Annotated in this window: 5 protein-coding genes; 2 read left to right on the forward strand and 3 right to left on the reverse strand. The window is 42.2% G+C overall.

All coding sequences use genetic code 11. From position 1 onward, the window contains the following. On the reverse strand, positions 1–396 hold a 396-nt coding region (gene tsaB / locus HMPREF1116_RS04885; protein ID WP_000865675.1), incomplete at its 3' end, for a tRNA (adenosine(37)-N6)-threonylcarbamoyltransferase complex dimerization subunit type 1 TsaB. Between the two features lie 111 nt (positions 397–507). After that, positions 508–714, reverse strand: coding sequence for a hypothetical protein (locus HMPREF1116_RS04890; protein ID WP_000487063.1), 207 nt, complete (start codon positions 712–714; stop codon positions 508–510). A 399-nt stretch (positions 715–1,113) separates the two neighbouring features. Between HMPREF1116_RS04890 and HMPREF1116_RS04895 the strand changes: the two genes are divergently transcribed. Both HMPREF1116_RS04895 and rnjA read left to right on the forward strand, forming a co-directional pair. Beyond that, positions 1,114–1,347, forward strand: coding sequence for a DNA-dependent RNA polymerase subunit epsilon (locus HMPREF1116_RS04895; RefSeq protein ID WP_000639568.1), 234 nt, complete (start codon positions 1,114–1,116; stop codon positions 1,345–1,347). A 1-nt stretch (position 1,348) separates the two neighbouring features. Continuing rightward, the gene (gene rnjA, locus HMPREF1116_RS04900; protein ID WP_000331998.1) at positions 1,349–3,028 is read left to right on the forward strand and encodes a ribonuclease J1; all 1,680 of its coding nucleotides are present in this window, start codon (positions 1,349–1,351) and stop codon (positions 3,026–3,028) included. Between the two features lie 41 nt (positions 3,029–3,069). On the opposite strand, the gene HMPREF1116_RS04905 is transcribed toward rnjA, so the two are convergent. Continuing rightward, a partial coding sequence (locus tag HMPREF1116_RS04905) for an aldose epimerase family protein (protein WP_000563905.1) occupies positions 3,070–3,436 on the reverse strand: 367 nt, incomplete at its 5' end.

Below are 3,436 nucleotides of genomic sequence, written 5' to 3' on the forward strand. Positions count from 1 at the left end.
TGGAAAGACAGGCTGAGCATTTTCATAAAATCCTGCGTAAACATTGTTGCGACGCGCATCCATCAAAGGTACTACAAGACCTACTTGCTGGCTTGGTACCAGAGCCAAAAGGCTAGACATCCCCACTAACTCAATGTTCAGGGTATGAGCCAATGTCTTGGCAGTTGCTACCGCGATTCGCAAACCTGTGTAGCTACCTGGCCCCTCTGCTACAACGATTCGATCCAAATCTTTGGGCGTCAAATCTAGACTAGCTATCAAAAAATCGATGGCTGGCATAAGGGTAATACTGTGATTTTTTTTGATATTGATTGTCGTCTCGGCAAGAAGCTGCTTGTCCTCTAAAATAGCAAGAGAAAGAGCCTTGCTGGACGTATCAAAAGCTAATACTTTCATAACACATTCCTATCTTTTTGTCTGTTTACTATTATACTACAAAAGCCGACACATGGGAATTTTCTTTGTTTTGAAACCAAAAATGCCCTGCCAAACAGGCAGGACAAGAACTTAAGCATTCAAACCAAAGTAAAATACAAGCCAGACCACATAGGTTACAAGAAGGAGGAAAATGGAATACAGTGTTACAAAGAGAATTTTCCAGTGTATAGCTGTTTTTCTATGTTCCAACCGAACAAATAGTAGATTGCCACCGTAAACACAAGCAACAAAAACAGCAAATATCAAGAGACGAATCGCGATAGCTAGTTGAAACATAGAGAGCCCCCTTTCTCCAATTCTAAAGGCAAATATTTCAAAATCATCATCTAACGAAAAGGAGCCCAAGCAGTTGTAGCAATATGTAGAATTTCCATCCAAATAGGTGAAACATAAAATCAAGCATAGCTAGTCCTCCTTAATCAAGAAAAACCTCTTTTCTAACTTTATTATAGCACTTGAATCGGATGTCTTCAAATACTTATACAAGGTATAATGAAACCCATTTCAAGCTCCTTACTTTCATGTTTCCTGCTTTTACTAATTCCTCTTTTTATGTTATAATTGAGATAATTGTAACGAATCAAGGTCAATGAAGACAAAAAATGAACTGGAATCAAACTAGCTTCAAACTGAGCATTTTTGAATATAGCTGACCTGAAAACAGAAAGGAAACATATGATTTACAAAGTTTTTTATCAAGAAACAAAAGACCGTAGCCCACGTCGTGAAACAACACGCTCACTATACTTAGACATCGATGCTAGTTCAGAACTTGAAGGACGTATCGCTGCTCGCCAACTTGTCGAAGAAAATCGTCCAGAATATAATATCGAGTATATCGAACTCTTGTCTGACAAATTGCTAGACTACGAAAAAGAAACTGGCGCATTCGAAATTACGGAGTTCTAATATGGCCTACACTCTTAAACCAGAAGAAGTTGGCGTTTTTGCCATTGGTGGTCTAGGAGAAATCGGAAAAAACACATATGGTATCGAATACCAAGACGAAATCATCATCGTTGATGCAGGGATTAAATTCCCTGAGGATGACCTACTTGGTATCGACTACGTTATCCCTGATTACTCTTATATTGTAGAAAATATCGACCGCGTCAAGGCTCTCTTGATTACACACGGACACGAGGACCATATCGGAGGGATTCCCTTCTTGCTCAAGCAAGCAAACATCCCTATCTATGCTGGTCCACTGGCCCTTGCCTTAATCCGTGGAAAACTCGAAGAGCATGGACTTTTGCGCAATGCTACACTTCACGAAATCAACCACAACACGGAGTTGACTTTTAAAAATCTTAAAGCAACTTTCTTTAGAACAACCCACTCGATTCCAGAGCCATTGGGAATCGTCATCCATACCCCTCAAGGGAAAATCGTTTGTACGGGAGACTTCAAGTTTGACTTTACACCAGTTGGGGAACCTGCAGACTTGCACCGTATGGCAGCCCTAGGTGAAGATGGAGTGCTTTGCTTACTCTCTGACTCGACCAATGCTGAAGTACCAACCTTTACAAACTCTGAAAAGGTTGTCGGCCAGTCGATTATGAAGATTATCCAAGGTATCGAAGGACGTATCATCTTTGCATCCTTTGCCTCAAATATCTTCCGTCTCCAGCAAGCAACGGAAGCTGCCGTTAAGACAGGGCGTAAGATTGCTGTCTTTGGACGCTCTATGGAAAAGGCCATTGTCAACGGGATTGAGCTTGGTTACATCAAGGCTCCTAAGGGAACTTTCATCGAGCCAAATGAAATCAAAGACTATCCTGCGGGTGAGATTCTTATCCTCTGTACGGGAAGTCAGGGTGAGCCTATGGCCGCTCTCTCTCGTATCGCTAACGGAACTCACCGTCAAGTGCAACTCCAACCTGGCGATACTGTCATCTTCTCATCTAGCCCAATTCCAGGAAACACCACTAGCGTCAACAAATTGATTAACATCATTTCTGAAGCTGGGGTTGAAGTTATCCATGGTAAAATTAACAACATCCATACTTCTGGACACGGTGGTCAGCAAGAGCAAAAACTCATGCTCCGCTTGATTAAGCCAAAATACTTCATGCCTGTTCACGGTGAATACCGCATGCAGAAAGTCCACGCTGGACTTGCCGTAGATACTGGCGTAGAGAAGGACAATATCTTTATCATGAGTAATGGTGATGTGCTTGCCCTCACTGCAAACTCTGCCCGTATCGCAGGCCACTTCAATGCCCAAGACATCTACGTCGATGGAAATCGTATCGGTGAAATCGGTGCAGCTGTGCTTAAAGATCGTCGCGATCTATCTGAAGATGGTGTCGTACTTGCTGTCGCAACCGTTGACTTCAAGTCTCAGATGATCCTATCTGGACCAGATATTCTCAGCCGTGGATTTGTCTACATGCGCGAATCTGGTGACTTGATTCGTCAAAGCCAACGCATCCTTTTCAATGCTATTCGTATCGCTTTGAAAAACAAAGATGCCAGCATCCAATCTGTCAATGGCGCCATAGTAAATGCCATTCGACCATTCCTTTACGAAAATACTGAACGTGAACCAATCATCATTCCGATGATTCTCACACCAGATGAAGAATAAGAAAAAATTCTCTGAAATCCTATGACTTCAGAGAATTTTTGTTATTTCACGATAAGCTCATAACGAGTTTTGCTGGTGAAAGTTTCACCTGCTTTGAGAATGACTTGATCTTTAAGGTCACTATGAATAGCATCTGGTAAAGCTTGCGCTTCTAGAGCAATTCCATTGTGCTGAATCATTGGCTGACCAGCAATGATGACACTCTCGTCCACAAAGTTTGCTGTGTAGACCACAAAGCAAGGAGCCTCTGTCTTGAAGAGCAAGAAGCGACCTGAACCTTGGTCATAGAGGAATCCAGCATTGTCATGTCTTGCAGGAAGAGCAAATGGATGGTCCAAACCAGATACGAGTTGGATTTGCTCATCTTCTTCTGCAAAGATATCCTTCAACAAAGCACCATTGTAGATA

Source organism: Streptococcus sp. SK140 (assembly GCF_000259525.1).
Classification (GTDB): Bacteria; Bacillota; Bacilli; order Lactobacillales; family Streptococcaceae; genus Streptococcus.